18 protein-coding genes are annotated in these 18136 nt (G+C 43.0%); 1 reads left to right on the forward strand and 17 read right to left on the reverse strand.

Translation table 11 applies throughout. From position 1 onward, the window contains the following. Positions 1–111 precede the first annotated feature (111 nt). The 17 genes from HUW48_RS00960 to HUW48_RS01040 all read right to left on the reverse strand — a co-directional run bounded on the left by HUW48_RS00960 (position 112) and on the right by HUW48_RS01040 (position 16906). Positions 112–999 carry an AraC family transcriptional regulator gene (locus HUW48_RS00960; RefSeq protein ID WP_182413890.1) on the reverse strand — a complete coding sequence of 296 codons (888 nt, stop codon included), beginning with the start codon at positions 997–999 and terminating at the stop codon, positions 112–114. Positions 1000–1310: 311 nt separating this feature from the next. Continuing rightward, positions 1311–2237, reverse strand: a complete 927-nt coding sequence (locus HUW48_RS00965; protein WP_182413891.1) for an RraA family protein — start codon at positions 2235–2237, stop codon at positions 1311–1313. A 97-nt stretch (positions 2238–2334) separates the two neighbouring features. Then, on the reverse strand, positions 2335–2868 hold the full coding sequence (locus HUW48_RS00970; RefSeq protein WP_182413892.1) for a DUF1579 family protein: 534 nt from the start codon (positions 2866–2868) through the stop codon (positions 2335–2337). 86 nt (positions 2869–2954) lie between these two features. Then, positions 2955–3842, reverse strand: a complete 888-nt coding sequence (locus HUW48_RS00975; protein WP_182413893.1) for a slipin family protein — start codon at positions 3840–3842, stop codon at positions 2955–2957. Next, on the reverse strand, positions 3839–4213 hold the full coding sequence (locus tag HUW48_RS00980) for a GntR family transcriptional regulator (RefSeq protein WP_182413894.1): 375 nt from the start codon (positions 4211–4213) through the stop codon (positions 3839–3841). The genes HUW48_RS00975 and HUW48_RS00980 overlap by 4 nt, the downstream gene beginning before the upstream one ends. Positions 4214–5188: 975 nt before the next feature. After that, positions 5189–6109: a helix-turn-helix domain-containing protein gene (locus HUW48_RS00985; protein ID WP_182413895.1), complete on the reverse strand. Its 921-nt coding sequence runs from the start codon at positions 6107–6109 to the stop codon at positions 5189–5191. Positions 6110–6121: 12 nt separating this feature from the next. Next, complete coding sequence (locus HUW48_RS00990) at positions 6122–7021, reverse strand: NmrA family NAD(P)-binding protein (protein WP_182413896.1); 900 nt, start codon at positions 7019–7021, stop codon at positions 6122–6124. 377 nt (positions 7022–7398) lie between these two features. Next, entirely contained in the window at positions 7399–8583 is a 1185-nt protein-coding gene (locus tag HUW48_RS00995) for an MFS transporter (RefSeq protein WP_182413897.1), read from the reverse strand. 131 nt (positions 8584–8714) lie between these two features. After that, the gene (locus HUW48_RS01000; protein WP_182413898.1) at positions 8715–9308 is read right to left on the reverse strand and encodes a Crp/Fnr family transcriptional regulator; all 594 of its coding nucleotides are present in this window, start codon (positions 9306–9308) and stop codon (positions 8715–8717) included. A 301-nt stretch (positions 9309–9609) separates the two neighbouring features. Further along, positions 9610–10374 (reverse strand): SDR family NAD(P)-dependent oxidoreductase, encoded by a 765-nt coding sequence (locus HUW48_RS01005; RefSeq protein WP_182413899.1) that lies wholly within the window; start codon positions 10372–10374, stop codon positions 9610–9612. Between the two features lie 93 nt (positions 10375–10467). Next, a complete protein-coding gene (locus HUW48_RS01010) occupies positions 10468–11400 on the reverse strand; it encodes a helix-turn-helix domain-containing protein (protein WP_182413900.1) in 933 nt (310 codons plus the stop codon). Positions 11401–11520: 120 nt separating this feature from the next. Beyond that, positions 11521–12267 carry an SDR family oxidoreductase gene (locus tag HUW48_RS01015; RefSeq protein WP_182413901.1) on the reverse strand — a complete coding sequence of 249 codons (747 nt, stop codon included), beginning with the start codon at positions 12265–12267 and terminating at the stop codon, positions 11521–11523. A 152-nt stretch (positions 12268–12419) separates the two neighbouring features. Then, positions 12420–12776 carry a helix-turn-helix domain-containing protein gene (locus HUW48_RS01020; protein WP_182413902.1) on the reverse strand — a complete coding sequence of 119 codons (357 nt, stop codon included), beginning with the start codon at positions 12774–12776 and terminating at the stop codon, positions 12420–12422. 11 nt (positions 12777–12787) lie between these two features. After that, on the reverse strand, positions 12788–13081 hold the full coding sequence (locus HUW48_RS01025; protein ID WP_182413903.1) for a type II toxin-antitoxin system HigB family toxin: 294 nt from the start codon (positions 13079–13081) through the stop codon (positions 12788–12790). A 350-nt stretch (positions 13082–13431) separates the two neighbouring features. Continuing rightward, complete coding sequence (locus tag HUW48_RS01030) at positions 13432–14976, reverse strand: aldehyde dehydrogenase family protein (RefSeq protein WP_182413904.1); 1545 nt, start codon at positions 14974–14976, stop codon at positions 13432–13434. 403 nt (positions 14977–15379) lie between these two features. Continuing rightward, complete coding sequence (locus tag HUW48_RS01035; protein WP_182413905.1) at positions 15380–15919, reverse strand: carboxymuconolactone decarboxylase family protein; 540 nt, start codon at positions 15917–15919, stop codon at positions 15380–15382. A gap of 405 nt (positions 15920–16324) precedes the next feature. Further along, on the reverse strand, positions 16325–16906 hold the full coding sequence (locus HUW48_RS01040) for a Crp/Fnr family transcriptional regulator (RefSeq protein WP_182413906.1): 582 nt from the start codon (positions 16904–16906) through the stop codon (positions 16325–16327). Between the two features lie 132 nt (positions 16907–17038). On the opposite strand from HUW48_RS01040, the gene HUW48_RS01045 reads away from it, so the two are divergent. After that, entirely contained in the window at positions 17039–18037 is a 999-nt protein-coding gene (locus HUW48_RS01045; RefSeq protein WP_182413907.1) for an MBL fold metallo-hydrolase, read from the forward strand. Positions 18038–18136: the final 99 nt, after the last annotated feature.

Raw genomic sequence — 18136 nt, forward strand, 5'->3', positions numbered from 1 at the left:
CTTATTTAGATATGGATCTGGTTGATTTTATTTCTTTTTATCAGGAGTTTTAAAGAAATAAAATATGGGGCAAAGGTCGGTATAACTCGGCTGGAACAACCTACCAAAGCCTTATTCCTTTATACCATTTTGATAATCTATCATAAATTCGGTAGTAGTTAATCCGGTTTGGGTTTTAAAAAACCGCATTAAATGGTTTGGTTCGGAGAAACGAAGCTCGTGTGCTATTTCGGCCACGGTTTGGCCGGAATGGATCAGGTAGTTTTTAATTTCGAACAACAGCCGTTGTTTTAATAAATGGGTAGCCGTTACGTTAAATTGCGCCTGCACAGCTTTATTCAGCGTTATCCGGCTTATTCCTAAAAGCAGCGCGTAGTCAGTAATGCGTTGTTTTTCTTTAATATGGATTTCCAGCAATTTCTTGAACTGATAGGCATAATTATTCTCCGGTTTCTCCAAGGGCAAGTGGTTATGCTGGCCGTAATCCCGATTGAGTTTTAGCAGTAAATAATACAAAAGCGAACGAATAATATGGTTGCTATCTACAAGCGGCTTTTTCAGTTCTGCTTTAATTTCGGTGAGTATCTCACAGGCTTTTTGAATATCCGCGTCCAGTACCACCAGGTTTAAAGCATAATCTAACTGGTAAAAATAGAGCAACTGGTACGTAAATAATTTGTCGGCAAAAAAGTCGTTCAGAAAGTCTTCCTGAAAAATCAGCAAGGTAAAATCTAAACAAGTAGGGTCTAGTTTGAATTGCCTTTTTTGAAAGGGAGATATAAAAACAATGGTATTATCTACAATGTTAATTTTTCGCTGGTTTACGATTATAGATCCACTGCCTTTTTTAAAAAAGTAAATTTCGAAGGAATCTGAGTTATAAGCCTCCCCATTATTAAGATTTGTATCCGGAAAAATTTCTTTTAATTCTGTACCCGTGACTACGTTCAGTAGAAAATCTACACCGCATTCGGTTTTATGAAATTTTACGGTTTTCAAGTTTTAGAACTGGTGATATAAATTTAAGAAACAAGTGACAAATTCGCACTTTTAAATTTAAAAAATTAGCTACCATCTTGCCCAATTTTTGCCAGTCAGGAGACCAATGCCACTAATTTTACTGAAAATTATTTATTAAATAAAAAAGCGCGAAAGTTACTTTCGCGCCATAGAAATGCTGTTTCGCTCCGTTAAGACTTGCGCCAGAGTGTAGCTCCAAAAGTAGTAATTCTGACTTATACCAAAATTACTATTTAGAACTCATTCCTAATTTTAAATTCATAATTTCTAATTAAGCGAAGCGCAAAAAGCTACCACGTTCTTTTACTCATTACTTTATCCAGTTCCGGGCGGGTCATTTTACCTAGTTCCGGGTGTTTTTCGAGCCATTGTAAAAAATCAGCTTTGATTTTGTCCGGCCATTGGCTATCGATTTCGCCGGTGCTGTATTTGCCGGTACGTACCATCTCAAAACCGAACTTATCTTTCCGGATCACAAATTCCGAAGTACTTACTACTTGCTCCGCCAAATGCGCTGGCACAAAAAGAACGCCTTCCGGTTGTACAATTACTAAATCGCCCGGAATCACCACGGCCCGGCCGATGCGGATAGGCGTATTAAGCCCCTGCAAGACCATTTCTTCGGTGTAGGAAGGATGAAAATCGCGCACTACGGCGTTAAATCCTTTTATCTGGCGGAGTTCCTGTAAATCGCGGGCGGCGCCATCGAACACCACCCCGTTCCCCGATTTGCTGATAATCGAATTGGCTAAGGTAGCGCCCATAATACCGCCCCCACTTATTTTGCCAAAAGCATCGGCCACGTATAAATCGCCTTTGGCGAGAATATCAATGGGCCAGGCATTGGTATTTCCTTTGCGACCTTGCTTGGCGCCCCGGTCTTTAATTTGTTTTTCTAAATCCGGCCGGCTGGGCAGGTACATGGCAGTTACCGCGCGGCCCGTCATAGGCATGTCGTTCACACTTTTCCAGTTTCCTTCAAACTGGTTAACGTAGCCTTCGTTCTTTAAAACGCTCCAGGCATCATCGATCATGATTAGCTTGGCCCGCTCCAGCAAATTATCCGGAATTTTAGGACGCCCATCCGGAAACCGTTCGCCTTTCCAATCGGAGGTAAGATAGGTTAGTTCTTCTTTAGAAATGGTTTGGGCAGATAGCGGATTTTTAAAAAATAAACTACTTAATGCAATTAAAAGAATGGTATGCTTTACTTTCATGAGTGAATGGCCAATGATTTATTTTAAATTATTACAATCAAAACTCTAAAAATAAGAAATGATTCATCAATAATTGCCATATACCTCCATTTTCAATTTATTTTTGATTCTTAACGGGGCTTAGTTTAGACTCGAAGAAGAGGTTCCAAGTCTGGCCATCATCCGCGCTACCTTCCCCTATTTGGTGCCATTGTCCTTTTTCGTTTAAAGTAATGGTGTACCGGATCAGGGTGTTTGGCAAAGGAAGCCGCCAAATCATTTTTTTATCCTGCACTTCTACATCCGCTTGTATTTGCATGCCACCATTGGTATAAGCCTGAATCGTGTATTTAGATTTTAGCGCATCGTACCCCAGCATTCCAATATTCTGAAAAACGGTATCCTGCCCCCGGTTAGCTGCTTCGGTGAATTGGAGTATTGAATTCTTTAATTTCGGTCTAAATTCCACGGTTTGTTGGTATTCCTGTTTGCTGCCATCGGGTCCCATGATAGAAACGGTACCTTGCCATTTGCCGGTTACCCACTTTAAAGCTTGTATTTTTTGCTGCACTGCGGGCAAATAATTAGCGGACTGAGCAAACGTGAAGGTGCTAACCAATAAGCTGATTATAAGAACATAAAGGCATTTCATAATTAGGTTTTTAGGCGTGAGACAATCAGGTTAAATTTTAAAATAGATAGACTGTAAGTTGGTATTTTGTATAGTGAAGCGCAGCGTTAAACCGTTTTTTCCAGATCGTTGGCTTTGGCCAGAGAAACCAAACCACCCATGGCACCTAAGTTCATGGAGTCCAGGGCGGAGCTCGGTACAATTACCATTGAGCCTTTTTCCTTTAACCCTTCAAACAACATATTCATACCGCGTAGGTGCAAAGCTACCGGGTTGTTGCGGTATTGTTCGCTGGCTTCGGCAAACTTAAAGGCAATCTCGGTTTCAGCGGTTCCCAGAATAACCCGGGCACGACGCTCTCTTTCGGCTTGCGCTTCCTTACTCATGGCATCGGCTAAGGTTTGCGGAATTATAATATCTTTGATACCCACGTTCTGGCAGGTAATACCCCAGGAATTGGTGTGGTGATCCATGATTTGTTGTAAATCTTCGGCTACTTTATCGCGTTCCTGCAGCAGGTCGGCCAATTCGTGTTTCCCGATCATATCGCGCAAGCCGGTTTGGGCAATGTAGAAAATGGCGGTTTCGTACTCCTGCACTTCAAGGGCGGCCTTCTCTACGTCCCAAACGGTCCAGTAAACCACGGCATCTACATTAACCGGCACGGTATCTTTGGTTAAGGTTTGCTCGGCTTTAAAATCTGTTACCCGTACCCGCTGGTCGATGTAATTATCTATTTTGTCGATAATCGGAATGATAAAGAAGATGCCGGGACCTTTCAGACCCTGGTATTTTCCCATCCGCAGAACCACCGCTTTTTCCCACTGGTTAGCAATGTTAATGGCCCGGGCCACAAAAAAAGAAAGCAGCACGAGTGCCGCGAACCCCACCGGGTGGATGAGTTGAAAATATAACAGCGCTATGGAAGCGGCTAATAATACAATTAATACAGTGGCAGAAATCGGATTCCACCATCTATCGGTATTTGTTTTCATCTGATTTTAAGTTTTTGAAGTTGCTGAATGATATCGTCTACCGAAAAACCATAGCTAAAAGCAATGGACGAAAACTCACTGCAAATTTCCTGGAGTTTGTTCTGCTTTTCTTCGGTAGGTATTTCAATTTTAATGTCACTGATAAAAGTACCGGTACCCTGTTGGGTTGCCAATACATTCTGAATTTCCAGTTCTTTGTAAGCCTTAGCTACGGTATTCAGGTTTACTTTTAAATCTACGGCCAAAGACCGGACGGTCGGGAGTTGTTCGCCCGTTTTCAGGTTTCCGGCCGCAATGCCAAATTTTATCTGGTCGATGATCTGCCGGTAAAAGGGCGAGCCAGATTTTGGGTCTAGTTTAAACTCAATCATTATACTATTGTTACAATATAATAATGTACTATATGTATAATACAAACGTACAAGTTTTATTTTTGTTTGCAAATAATTGATATAAAATATTTTGCATTGCTGAGCAGAAGCATATTTAATTGAGGTTAGCCTGATTGGTTATGCTTGAATAAGTACTATGTTAAAAGGTAGGAGAAAGATTAGGTGGAAATAGTAGGATAGTTAATTTTAAATGTTTTGGAGTTTTCTTTGGAGCCGGTTCCCGTCTCCAGGCTCGGGTGCTATCTAGTTTGCTAATTTCAAGCTTTGCCTCGTGGCCGGCGGGCCTCGTTTGGCTCTTCCGCCCTCGCTAGCCTTCCTTTCCTCGACTCCGTCTGCGGAATTTTCCTCCGCAAAACCGGAACCCTAGCAGGTGCTTCACAGCCAAACTGGTGTCAGTTGCTCTTAGCTACTGCTATTCTGTTTGCTTAGAAAAGAAGAAGATATCAGATTGGACGAAGAAAATAAAAAGAACTTGTGCTTTTTGACTCAATATAACTTTATAATCGAGTGTTATTTTGAATATTATTTTGAGCGTCCTTCAAGAGGAACCTATTTAGCTACGTAGCCAAATAAGTTCCTCCTGAAGGACACGGAAGGTAATTGCAAAAATGATGAAATTTTAAATTTTTAAAATTTTGAAAATCTACTATGCAACAGATAGCTTGAGCCAAGTGCAATAGTTGACGCTAAACCGTTCGAGCGTTCAGCGAGTTTTTAGCGTCTTGACTTTTTTGGTTCTTTTTGTGTCAAGACAAAAAGAACAATTACCTCAGCAATGAAACAACTTCAGGTAGAAATTACAGCTACTCGGCCAGCTATGCGAACAAGTATTTCTATCTTGGCTCGAAAGTCACGGAAGTAACTTCCGCGCCATAGATGCTATAACAATAGAAGGAAGAAGCTAGAAGAAGGAAATTCTAATTTCTAATTCATAATTTCTAATTAAGCATAACGCTAATTAAATGATTGACGAAATTCCAGGGGAGACAAGTTAGTTTTGCTGCGGAATAATTTACTGAAGGATTGGGAATGCTCGAAGCCCAGGGTAAAAGCAATTTCGCTGACGGATAAAGCCGTGGTGGATAATTTTTCTTTGGCCTTTTCGATGAGTTTATCGTGGATGTGTTGTTGAGTACTTTGGCCGGTTAAAACTTTGAGCAAATTGCTTAAATAGGTAGGTGATATGTTTAGCTGTTCGGCAATATCATGCACAGTGGGTATGCCTTTTTCGGTTAAGGCATCACTGTTGAAATACGCATTTAAAAGTTCTTCCAGCCGGTTTAATATTTGGTGATTGGTGATTTTGCGGGTGATGAACTGGCGGTGGTAAAACCGTTCGCCGTATGTGAGCAGTAATTCCAGCTGGGCAATAATGACACTCTGGCTGAACTTATCAATATTAGAATGGTATTCCTGGGCAATGTTTTGCAGCAGGTTCGTGAGCGTGTGTTCTTCTTTCTCCGACAGAAACAAGGCTTCGTTTACCGCATAATCAAAGTACTCGTATTGTTTGATGGTTTTGGCTAAAGGCGTGTTCCATAAAAAGTCGGGATGAATGAGTAACATCCACCCCGACCGTTTTACTTCCTGATCTGGACTAGCTTCAATGCCATACACCTGCCCCGGCGCTATAAAAAATAGGATGCCTTCATCAAAATCATATTCCTGCTGCCCGTATTTAAACTTGATATTAAAATTGCGTTTCAGGGCAATGGAATAAAAATCCAACACCAAATTTTGCGGACTCTGCCCCGCCCAAACCGGCATGGTGCCCATATCGATCACGCTAATTAATGGATGTTCCGGCTTAGGAAGTCCCATTTGCTGGTGGTACTCGCTAATGGTTTTAAAGCGGAGGGGTTGAGTGGTTGCCATAATCTAAGTTACTTACTTTTGCTGAAAAGATGCTGCAAATTCCTGGGCAAAGTCGGTAAGCTTTACTTTACCCATTTCCGCTGGCAGGTTCCGGTAATAATCTTCGGCTAACAAACCACTGTGCAGACCAGCATACATTTCTACCAGCCCGGCCGCGATTTCGGGGTTCATACCAATGGCAGTTAAACCAGCTAAAGTTTGTTCATCGGAAATTAAAACCCATTGCAAATCGGGCTGGCCAATGGCGGAACCTAAAATCCGGGCGGTTTCGTTGCCGCTTAATTCCTGGCTGGCAATGTAACGCACTTTTCTATCGTTTTGAGAAGTAGTCAGTTCTTCCGCTACTACTGCGGCAATATCTTTTGTTGAAACCCAGGGAATCACATTGTCGGCTCCGTAGTTAGCAGCAATCACGTTCTGGTTTTTTATCAGGTCAGAGTAGCCAAATAAGTTATAATAGAAAGAAGTGGGGCGCAAGTGGGTAATGGATACATCCGGTGGTAGTTCGTTTAAGATTTGCTCGACATCGTGCGCACCACGCAAAATGCCGTTACCTTTTTCTAAATGGGCGCCAATGCTGCTCAGGTTTACTACCCGCTTTACGCCAGATTCTTTAATGGCTTGGGCGTAACTATAGCCGAGTTGGCGGTAATATCCTAGCAAGTCCAGGTTTGGGTCGAAGTAATTGTTGGGGGGCACCATGGTGTACACAGCATCGGCCCCGGTGAAAGTAGCGGTTAAGAAGGCAACATCTTCTAGGGAGCCAATGGCGGCGGTGGCACCTATAGCTGTAATTTCGGTTTGTTTTCCCGGGTTGCTGCTGATAACGGTAACGGTGTTTCCTTTATGAATTAACTCCTGGGTAAGTGGTTTGCTGATGTGGCCTAAGGAGCCGGTAACTACAATTTTCATTTTTTTAATTTTTTAGTTTCTGCAAAGGTCAACCGTAACTAAAAAAAGGATGTAGCCAAATCTATGGTTGTTGTAGCCGTTTCTATAAAGCCATTTCATTGGAGCCTGTTCCAGTCTCCAGGCACAGGTGCTATCTAGCTGGCTGGCTTCACGTTTTGCCTCATGGCCAGCGGACCTCGTTTGGCTCTTCCGCCCTCGCTAGCCTTCCTTTCCTCGACTCCGTCGGCGGAATTTTGCTCCACAAAACCGGAACCCTAGCAGGTGCTCCTCAGCCAAACTGGTGTCAATCGCTTTTAGCTACCTGATTTAATAATTTATGATTGAAGCTTAAAATTTAGCTGCTGAGTGATCAGGTAGAAAAGCCATTATTTTCTATTTTATTCGGATTTGCCTAGTTGTAATTTATTGGCGTTGCTTGTGGAGGTGACTACATTGATAATGGCTATTAAGGCGAGTAAGGCCATGAACGCGGTGGCTGCGGGCCAACCGCCAGATTTATAAAACTGAATGGCAAAGTAAGAACCCAGGGCGCCGCCGATGAAATAACTGGTCATGTAAACGGTATTGATTCGGCTGTTGGCTAAAGAATCGAGGGTGTAGATAACCGCAATGTTGGTTACCTGGGTGGCTTGTACGCCTATATCCAGCAGAATTACCGTAATCCAGATGGCTACGATAGCTCCGGGAGCTACCTTCAATATTACTATGCTCAATAGCGTTAACCCAGTAGAAAATAACAGCGACCGAACCGAACTACCTTTATCCGCTAGTTTGCCAAATAAAGGAGCAATTAAAGCGCCGGCGGCAGCTAATAAGCCAAACAAACCAATGGCCGAAGCGGAATAATGAAAAGGTGCCTCGCTCAGGTATAGGGTAAGCGTAACCCAAAATGCACTTAATGTGCCAAAGGCCAGCATTCCGGTTAAAGCAGTTCGGCGCAGTACGGGAAAGCGGCTCCATTGAGCAATGGTGGACTTTAACAAACCAGCGTAGGTCCCGGTAAACCGCTCGGGTACAGACCGAAAATCTGTTTGCATCAGGATAGCGGTACCGGCTACCAGAACTGCCGAAATTAAATACACGTATTGCCAGCCCAACCAATTAGTTATAAAACCGCTGAACACGCGGGCTAACAAGATACCCACTAAAATTCCCGTAAAGATTTGCCCTACAATCTTGCCCCGGTTTTCTTTTACCAAACTGGCAGCCATGGGCAATATTACCTGCGCTACCACCGAAAACACGCCAATGAGCAAACTGCCGATATATAATATCATTATATTAGGCGCAAAGGCTACGAGCAGAAGCGATAAAACCAGGGCTGCCTGCAGGTACAAAATAAGCTTTTTCCGTTCGATCATATCCCCAATGGGCGTTAGAAAGAACAGCCCGATGCCATAGCCAATCTGAGCTAAAACCGAAATGCTACCGGCTTTTTCCAGGGTAGTATGAAATTGAAGGGAAATTTCGTGCAGAATGGGTTGGCTGTAATATACATTGGCTACGGCTATTCCGGCGGTAGCGGCCATTATAAGTACCTGGGTATTTTTAAGAGGTGCCATCTTAATTATTTTTAAAATTTTTAACTTTTTATTGCTGTTGGTAACAATGCAAAGTTGGCACCGGTAAGGTCCATTTTTCAATGAACTGGATTAGGAAATAAGCCCGAACTAGTTCAAGGAAAAAGGTTGAACTAGATTAACTTTTTGGGGATAGTTTTTTTATTCCGCAGCCGGGAGAGGTATTCGGTAGTCATGCCCAGGTAAGAAGCCAGCGCGTATTGCGGCACTTTGCTTCCGATTTGCGGGTAGCGCTCCATAAACGTATCGTACCGTTGTTCGGCGGTTTTAGTAAGGTTGGTGATTACCCGGCGGGCCATGTGCGCTGCGGTAGCTTCGGCGAGTATCCGAAAGTACGTTTCGAATACATGGCGGCGCTGCTTTAAGGCTTGCTCCGTTTCGTAATCAATTTGCAGCAGGGTACTGTCTTCCAGCGCCATTATAAACATGGAGGCAGGTTGCTGCAAAAGGTAGCTGTTGTAATCCGTTATCCACCAATCATCAATGGCAAACTGAATGGTATGTTCCTGGCCTTCATCGCCGATTACGTAAGCCCGAAAACTGCCTTGTACCACGTAAAATCGGTAGCGGGGTACAAATTCGGGCTGCACCACAAACTGCCTTTTCTTTACTTTTACCAGTTTAAAACTCTGGCAAAATTCATGTAGCTCTTCTTCCGTAAAAGAAACACGTTTGCTTATGTGCTGTTTTAAATTATCGAAGTCCATTAATATTCTGCCATTTACTTTTTTTGAACTAACCGCCTGGCGAGGGCATCCGGTATTTACCGGACAAGTTAACTTTTCCGCTTTACTTAAGAGAAACTATTTTGGCAGCTTCTATTTCGGAAATGAGACTAAGTAAAGTTCTGCGGTATTTATCCGCTACTTTCCCAATAGAATTTATGATGAAGAAAATAATAAAATGAGTACCTTTTGGTAGCCTGAAAATTTAAAAAATGGGCAGATAAAGATTTAACTCTATCTGCCCATTTTGTCTGGTATCCTGAACTAGCTAGATTTCTAAAATTTATAAATTCACGCCGCCCGAAACTTCAATGCGTTGGCCGTTAATCCAGCTGGCTTCTTCGGTGCATAAAAAGGCCACTACGCCACCAATATCTTCGGCCACCCCTACCCGGCCCAGAGCCGTTAAACTAGATAAGTGGTCGTTTAGGTCTTGGTTGTCGCGTACCCGGCCGCCGCCAAAGTCGGTGGCAATAGGCCCTGGTGCTACAACGTTGGCTGCAATGCCGCGCGCACCTAATTCTTTGGCTAAATAGCGGGTAAGTACTTCCACAGCACCTTTCATGGAGCCATACGCCGAGGAACCCGGATTAGAAAAACGCGCCAAGCCCGAAGAAATATTAATGATGCGTCCACCATCGTTCAGAAAAGGTAAAGCTTTTTGGGTTAAGAAAAACACACCTTTGTAGTGAATGTTTAAAGCCGTATCAAACTGTTCTTCGGTGGTGTCGGCGAAATTAGCGTAAAGTGCAGTGCCGGCATTGTTAATTAAAAAATCGAAATTGGGGTTGCCGGTTTGTTGTTGTAAATGGGTAGTTACTTTTTCCAGGAACCCATCAAACGACGGAATGTTGCCGGCATCTAATTGAAAGGCATAAGCTTTTTGCCCTAATCCTTGTAGTTCCGTTACTACTTTTTCGGCTTCTTGCTGGTTGCTGTGGTAGGTGAGCACCACATCAATGCCTTTTTTTGCTAAACTTAGCGCCATGTCTTTGCCTAGTCCGCGGCTCCCGCCGGTTACTAATGCGATTTTATTATTTGTAGCCATTTTTTTTAAATTTTATACTACAAAGTTCGCGCAATTAACCGGGCAGGTGTTTGCGCGTTTCAATCTATTATTTGCAAAAATCAAATCAGCTGTTCAGGAACGAAAAGCCAGAGGCGATAAGCCGGCCTGTTTTTTAAAAAAATTAGAAAAATGCGCTACTTCTTCAAAACCCAAGGAGTACGCAATTTCCGAAACATTCCAGTCGGTTTGCTTAAGCAGGATTTTAGCTTCCTGGGCCAGACGGCTGCTAATAAAATCGGTGGTGGTTTTGCCGGTATTTTCTTTTAAAACCTTGTTGAGGTGGTTCACGTGAATGGCTAACCGTTCGGCGTAATCTTTGGCGGCCCGCAGTTCTAATTGTTGCCCCGGCGAAGCTATCGGAAACTGCCGTTCCAGCAATTCCACGAACAAACCGGCAATACGGGTAGTGGCATTATGGGCGTTATACTGGGCAATATCGGGTTGTAATTTCTGGCCATAGTGGATTAACTCTAACACGTAATTGCGCAGCAAATCGTATTTATAAGGATAGTCCGAGGCCAGTTCCTGAAACATCTTCTCGAACAATTGTTTCAATTCTGCTACTTGGTTCTCCGTTAATTCGAAAACCGGGTAACCGCCTGGTTTAAAAATAGGCAGTTCGTCCAGAATTACGCCACTCCGCGAAGTTGCCAGAAACTCATGGGTGAAAATGCAAAAGTAACCCGACTGGTTTTCGTCTTGGGGCAGGTAGTTGTACGGCACTTTGGGCGAGGCAAACAACAAACCGTGTTGCTGGATGTCGATGGATTTGTCGGCGTATTCGGCGCGGTTGTGGCCGTTGATCAGGCTTATTTTGTAATAAGTACGCCGGTTGTAAGGCATTTCTTTGGTTTCCTTCAACTTTTTCCGGGTACTGGCAATGTTAAACACGTTAAAGTGCCCAATTTCTTTATTAATGCCGCTGGGTAAAATGGTTTCGAGCTGGTTATTGGCTACAAACCCCATTTCCCGGTAAAAATCCTGCAACGAAGTAATGCCTGTCATTTTTCTTAGCTATTTGCGAAAATCAAATATAGTAAATATCAGGCAAGTGGAGTTTAAAAATTAAAGAAATAACAACCACTTTCTCGCGGGCTTTTCAGAACTGTTAATCAACGATATAATTTATCGACCTCCGGTCACGTCGATAATTGTTCCGGTTGAGAAAGAGGCTTCGTCTGATAATAACCATAAGATTGCTTTCGCCACTTCTTCGGGGTGGCCGCCTCTTTTCATGGGCAGAGAGCTTTTTATCCGGTTAACCCTATCGGGTTCTCCGCCACTTGCATGAATATCCGTATAGATAAATCCTGGCCTAACGGCATTTACTCTTATTCCTTCTGTAGCTACTTCTTTTGAAAGCCCGAATGTAAGCGTATCAATGGCACCTTTCGAAGCGGCATAATCTACATACTCATTAGGAGAACCGGTTCGGGCGGCAATGGAAGAAACATTAACGATGGCTCCACCTTTACCGCCATAAAGAGTTGACATTCGTTTAATTGCTTCTTTCGAACACAAAATGTAACTAATAATATTACTATTTATCACTCGGGTAAGCCGCTCTACATTCATATTATCTACTCGCGATTGCGCTTCTAAAATGCCTGCATTGTTTACTAAGGCTGTTAATCTTCCGAAATCTTTATCTATTTTACTAAAAAGCGCGGTTACATCTGCTTCAGAAGATACATCTGCCTGATACGCAATGGCCTGGTCGCCTTGTTGGTTTATGGCATCCACAATTTGTTCGGCGGCTTTCTTATTTTGCAAGTAGTTTACACAAACATTATAACCTTGTTTTGCGGCTAACAAAGCGGTTGCCGCTCCAATGCCTCTGCTACTTCCAGTTATGAGAATTGTTTTATCCATGTAGCTATTTTCAGTTTGTTTTTTCCTAAATTATTTTCTTCCTCATCCTATTTATCCGATAGCATAAACTAAGATTGAATAGATACAAAGCATAAAAGTTTACAGATGAGTAAACGTATTGGTTAAATTTAACCTTATAAGGAGAATATCTTTTAGTATTCCTGAATGAGCACGTTTGTCGGAATATTCAAGGTTTTGTGAAGGTTCCGGATCATTTCTAAAGAAAGTTTTCTTTTTCTATTTAACACCTCACTTACTCTACTTTTAAAACCTAAGACTTCAGCTAAGTCTTTCTGCTTTAATCCTAATTGTTCCATTCTAAACTTTACTGCCTCAATGGGGTCTGGGGCAGTTATAGGGAAATGCTCCTTTTCATAAGAATCAATCAGAAAGGAAAGCAACTCGAGCTCGTCGCCTGCTAGCGTACCTGGCTCCGCGTCAAATATTTCTTCCAGCCTTTGCAAGGCTAATTGATAGTCTTTTTCGGTCTTTATTAATCTAATATTCATCTTTGTTTCACTTAAATTTTAGTAGCATCAACTTTATCATATTCGGCGTGCGTACCTATAAATCGTATCCACACAATGCTAAACGGGTAATTTATTCTGACGATTAACCTGTAACTATTGCCCTTAATGTTAAAGACTATTCTGTTGTCTTCCAGAATACTAGCAGAAGGGTAGTGTTTCTTGATATCGTTGGGAGACTTCCAAGTAGCTTGCTCCGCCTCATTGTACCAGGCTTTTAATTGTTGCTCACTGTTGGCGTGCTTCTCCCAGAAATCACGTAATGTTCGTTTTGCTATTACCCTCACTTATTTATTTTATAACTTAAAGATAAAGAATTAAGTTACCAATATGGTAACTTTAATGAAATTTTTAATGCAGGTATCCATTATCGAATGAAATAATACAATAATTTATTCTCGAAATTTTGTCGAAAATGCTACCCAATAATACTTAAAACAAAAAACCTGGAACCAGCTACATGCTAATTCCAGGTTTGTAAATTTTTTAAATTTTAGTCTAAAAGCAATTTATCAGCAGCACTTCTTAAACCCAGAGCTTTCGTGAAAGTTGTCTGTGTCTTCACGAACAATGGCCAATGCCGCTGGTTGTGTCCGCACAACCAGCCTGCAACAGCTTCTGCAAAAATTCTATGTTTTTATATTTTCTCCGGCAACAAGGTGGCATCCTGGTAATTACCCAGAACAAGCTCCGATGGGGCACCTTGCGTAACGGCTTCTACCAGCAGTTTACCACCTACAAAAGCACCTTTCCACGATTCGCCGAGGCCGCCGAATACTTCTTCGCGGTCGCCACGGGAGCGAAGTTTGTTGATGCCTACTTTAAAGGCCCGCACTTCTTTGGCGGTGCGTTGCGCCCATTTGGTATCGTCGGAAGCTACGGCCGCTACTAAGGCACCGTTGGAAATATTCATTTCCCCTACCAGTTCTTCTACGCGGTCAACCAGTACAACGGAATCGATTGGCCCGAAAGGTTCTTTAAAGTACAATTCGCTCTGGCGCGGCAAATCAACTAACGCCCGCGGGGCGCGGTAAGCTGAACGGTCCTGGTTGGGTAAGAACAACGAATCGTCTAATTTACCTTCGTAAAAAGGCGTAGCGCCGGTTTTAAGCGCATCGGCGTACAAGCGGTCCAGATCTTCGGCTTGCCGGCTGTTAATTACCGGTCCAAAATGCAAGTCGGGTAGTTTATCACCTGGGTTGTCTACCAAAGTAGGATTGCCTATTTTGAGGCTGCGGATAGCGGTCCAGTAGGTTTCCAGGAATTGCGGAAATAAGCGGCGTTCTACCACAAAACGCACGTAAGCGGTGCAGCGTTGTTTACCGTAGTCGTAGCCTTTTTTAAGTTGATCGCCCAGGCTGTCCCAATCCGAGAAATTCCAGATACCGTAGGTGTTTACGCCTTCCATTTCCAGCATATAACGTTTGTGTACCGAAGCCAGCGCGTCGGCAATGTTGCGGCCGTTGTAGCGCCCGCCCACAAAAGAAAGACATTCAATGGCCTGGTCTTTTACCAAAACGTCACTTAACTCGCCACCGGAGCCACTAACCAAAGTTACGGGTAAACCGCAGCGACGGGCAATGGCAAAAGTTACACTAAGTGAGATAAATCCACCATCAGTAGGCGTTTTGGCGATGGCCGCGTTGCCGCAAAGCACCTGCACCAATACCGCGTGCATCAGCACCGACATGGGGTAATTCCAGGAAGCAATGTTAGATACCACGCCCAAAGGTTCCCGACGACCGAGCATTTCCTCGATATTATCTACGTACCATTGCACGCCATCAATGCAGCGGTCGATGTCGGTAAAGCCTAGTTTGTAGGTTTTGCCAATTTCCCACATGAGCAGTTTGCCAATCAGTTCTACGTTATCGAGCAGCTGGTCCAGGCAGTCTTGCACGCGTTGCTTGCGCTCGTCCAGGTCTACGCGACACCAATCGGCTGCTTCGCGGTGGGCGCCATGTACGGCCCGTAGGGCGGTAGCTTTATCCAGAAAGGGCAAGCTGCCGAGTACGGAGCCATCAATAGGAGTTACAAATTCACGGGTAGTGCCCGGCTCCTGCCAGCGGCCTTCTAAAAGGTTGAGGTAGTTACCCTGTTGGTCATAAATTTCGGGGGTTACCTGCTTTACCTGCCGGATTAGTTCGGCGAAGTCAACTTGCGGAGAAACAATTTTTGCCATAATTCATTTAATTTCGGTGTAGCAATCAGAAAAAAGCTCAACGGGCAGCGATTCAATTAACCAAAACCAGTAGAGCCTTTGCAATTTTTTAAATTTTTCGCCAAGTACATGAATTTGAGAATCAGTTTCAAATAGAATCGGCGAATATTTTACTAGGAGTGAGCCGTGGGCGAAAGTGATTAATTAAAAATACTCCTTATTTAGGGCAGAGAGCCTTTATTTTTAGTATAGCCGGACGTAAGAAACTTTTTCAGTTCATTCAGGAGGAAACACTTTCGCTACGCAGCCAAATAGGTCCTTCTGGATGAACTGGAAAATGACAACTAAAATGACAACTGAATAACAAAAAGATAAATAACAGCAAAATGATAGCGCTATTTTACTTTTTTCTGTTTTTAATTCCTTAAACCAACTTTGGAGCGGCCGGGTAATCTACTGGTATTTGGGTAGCAGCAAATACGTAGTTGGTAAAAATACGAACAGTTACCAGGCCAATCAGTTCAATTAAACCGTCTTCTTTAAAACCGGCGGTGTAAAAGTTATCCACCAGAGCAGCATCTGGGTGGCCTTTGGATTCGGCAATGGCTTTGGCAAGTTGTACAATAGCGTTTAATTTATCGTCGGTAGCGGATCCGCGCCGGAAATCCAGAGTTTCCTCCAAGGTAAAGCGGTATTTTAAAGCTGCCTGGGTATGAGCGGCTAAACAGTAATCACAATGGTTTACTTCGGATACTACCAAGGCAATGGCTTCGCGTTCTTTGGCGCTAAAACTGCCTTTGTTTAAGGTTGCTTCAAAATCCAGAAAGCCTTTTAAAGCGTTACCGGAATAACCAATGGTAGCATATAAATTAGGCACTTTACCTAATCTTTTGGTTAGTTGCGCGAATATTTCCTGCGATTCAGGGGCTACCTGTTCGGCGGTGGGAACGTTGATCTTTTTCATGGTTTTAATTTTAAATATTTTTATTTGAATTCTAGTTTTGGTCTTTGTTTCTGAAAGGGGCCTATCTTCTCTATTTGCAGCAGAAACCTGTGCGTAGGTGGCGGTTTTTATGAACCAGGTCAAGCTGGTGGGGTTATCTTATAAAGATTTACTATTACTCACCGGGGCTTAAAGGAACAATCAGCGAAAACTTTGGGGGATGGCCGAGAAAGTTATTGGTCTGCATTACCCGGAATTTGATTAAGTGTTCTTTTACCTTCTTTTATAAATCAAAAGTAAAAGCCTAAGGCAAGTACTAGATTGAAGGCATTCTTTCTGAATTTACTTAGTTTCAATTAGACCTTTTTAAAGCAAAGATTTACTTTAATGGCCTTTTAATCATCAGAATATTGGTTTCTGCAAAAATTAAATTCTAGCTCGGATGCGGCTCAGCGTTTCCGGCGTAATGCCCAGGTAAGAAGCAATGTACACCAAAGGCACGCGTTGCAAGATAAAGGGTTGCCGTTGTAACAACTGCTGGTATCGATCTTCGGGGGTATCGAGTAAGAAAGATTCTTCACGGAGGGTTTTGCGGTTAAATAATCCTTCTATCACCAATCTTCCTAGCTTTTGCCAGTTCGGATAGCGCTCATATAAATCTAGTACGGTGTTCCGGTTAAAAGTTATAAGGGTAGTAGGCTCCATAGCCACAATGTTAAACCGCACCGGAGTTTGGGTAATAAAACTCTGGTAGCCACCCGTAGACATGTACTCGAAATTAAAATCATTGGTAATTTCTTTGCCGTCTACGAGGTAGTAATGCCGTACATAACCCTTCGCTACGTAAGCGCAATGCTGGCATACGGTTCCTTGCTTTAAAAAATGTTCTTTCCGCTGCAGGTAACGGATTTGCGTTCGTTCCTGAAAAAATAGCCATTCTTCTTCGGTAAATTTTACCAATCGTGCATAACTCTCCCGCGCTTGCGCAAAAATTTCGTTGTTTGTCAAGGATTTAAAAATTTAATATAATTTAATTATATACTCATTTATTGATAACGGTAAATCTTGATTTTAATCAAGGTTTCTGGCCAAATGCTTCGCTTACTTTGTCTTGTTAAATTAATTAATCCACAAGTATTTATGAGACAAATAGGAAAAATTTTCGGCTGCGTTTTGCTGATAAGTTTGAGCAGTTGTTATTCTCCTCAACCAGTAGCGGGGCCGGAAGTGCCGGCCATTTTAGCTAACAAGAATTGGGTACACTACGCAAATTTAAAGTTGCACGTGTTTAACACAGGTACTAACCGGGTACCCGATCTGCTGGCAGGCCCAAACCAACCCTGGCGTCCGGTGCCGGCTTTTGTTATTGAACACCCGCAACGCGGTTTAGTAATTTTTGATTGCGGCTTAGGGCCGGAAATTGCAGATAAGCAAGAAGGTGCTTTGCACCCGGTGGTAGGTTTATTATTTAAATCGAGGTCGGCAACGGGTGGTGATTTGGCCAGCCAGATGCGCCATGCTGGTTGGCACCCAGAAAAAGTAAATACCGTTATTTTGTCGCATTTGCATTTTGATCATACCGGAACTGCACCCGCTTTTACCAATGCTACTTTTGTAACCACCAAAGGAGTAAAATTGAAAAATACTTCCCGATTCGATGGGCTGGAACCCGCTCATACAGCTTGGATTGCCCCGCAACAGCAACAAGAAATTGATTTTACGAAGGGAAAACCTTACGCCACTTTTCTCCGCACAATCGACCTTTTTGAAGATGGTAGTATTATTCTGGTAGAGGGCGAAGGCCATTCTGAAGGTGACATGGCAGCTATTGTGCAGTTACCGCAAGGCCCTGTTTTATTAACCGGCGATGCCGTAGTTCATTTTGATTGGCTTAACTCGCAAGACGTGCAAAAAATAGCGCACCACCCGGATAAAGCCGCTGCTATACGTAATCAAGTTCGGGCATTGCAGAAAGCTGAGCCTACCATTGTTGTTATTCCCGGTCATGATCTTGCCAGCGTTCCGGGTAACCGCACAGGCATAATTTTGCACCAAAAACAATTGTTTCAACCCGAAGCTTGGCTTAATAACCCTACTCTCTCTGCCCAATTGGCTTCAAAAGATTTGATAGCAAAGTAAAATTTACTAAATAGAAGAAAGTATTCCCTCGGGTACAAAGCGCAAATTCCCTGGAGTTATTTACCACCAGAAAACAGGTACTTCTTTTAAATAAAATTT

Source organism: Adhaeribacter radiodurans, assembly GCF_014075995.1.
Taxonomy (GTDB): domain Bacteria; phylum Bacteroidota; class Bacteroidia; order Cytophagales; family Hymenobacteraceae; genus Adhaeribacter; species Adhaeribacter radiodurans.